The 872-nt window shown below is 46.7% G+C and carries 1 protein-coding gene; it reads left to right on the forward strand.

Translation table 11 applies throughout. The features are described from left to right. Positions 1–382: 382 nt before the first annotated feature. Positions 383–872 (forward strand): bifunctional murein DD-endopeptidase/murein LD-carboxypeptidase (gene mepS, locus ACTBDZ_RS18215; protein ID WP_438816320.1); only part of this gene is annotated, 490 nt, incomplete at its 3' end.

Raw genomic sequence — 872 nt, forward strand, 5'->3', positions numbered from 1 at the left:
CAAGGTTACGGATGGTAACGTGGGGAGTACTCATGCTGATTGGTCTGCAAAAAGCAGTAATAAATTCAGAACTTCAGAATACTGTCAAGTCCCGAAAAAAGAAAAATCAGGTGCGGAATGACGGTTATAAAGAATTTCCATAAAAAGGCTCGCAATCGCCGGAGCGTTCAGGTAGTCTCGGTAAAGTTTGAGTTTTACCGAACGCGGTTATCCTCGGAATGGAAGAAATTATGTGCGATTCCACACAGTTTCATCTTCAAGTGGTTGGTCCAGGTAAAACTCTGTTTTAGTCTGACTCTCGTTTCGTTTTGGCGTTTATATATGGTGTAGTTGCATACATGACGATGGTGGTCGTTAAGGAAATCAAGGGAACATAACGATAATGGTCAAATCTCAACCGAGCCTGAGATATATCTGGCGGGCAATTCCCGCGTTGGTGATAGCACTTGCGCTATCTGCCTGTACAAATACAGGATCTCATCAAGCACAAACTTATCGTTCTGCAGCCTCTCAGGACGAATTTGAAGCCATGGTGCGTAACCTGGACATCAAATCCAAACTGATGGATCAATATGCCAGTTGGAAAGGTGTACGTTATCGTTTAGGCGGTGACAGCCGCAAAGGTATTGATTGTTCTGCCTTTGTTCAACGTACCTTCCGTGAACAATTTGGCATGGAACTACCGCGTTCAACCTATGAACAGCAGGAATCGGGCATTCAGGTGCAGCGCGGCAAACTTCGCCCCGGTGATTTGGTGCTGTTCCGCGCTGGTTCCACCGGTCGTCACGTTGGCATCGTCCATGCTGGAAATCTTCACACCCGCACGGGTGGAGGCAGGAACAAACTGGTTATTACCAATGTAGATGCCAACG

It is taken from the genome of Symbiopectobacterium sp., assembly GCF_051710365.1.
Taxonomy (GTDB): domain Bacteria; phylum Pseudomonadota; class Gammaproteobacteria; order Enterobacterales; family Enterobacteriaceae; genus Symbiopectobacterium.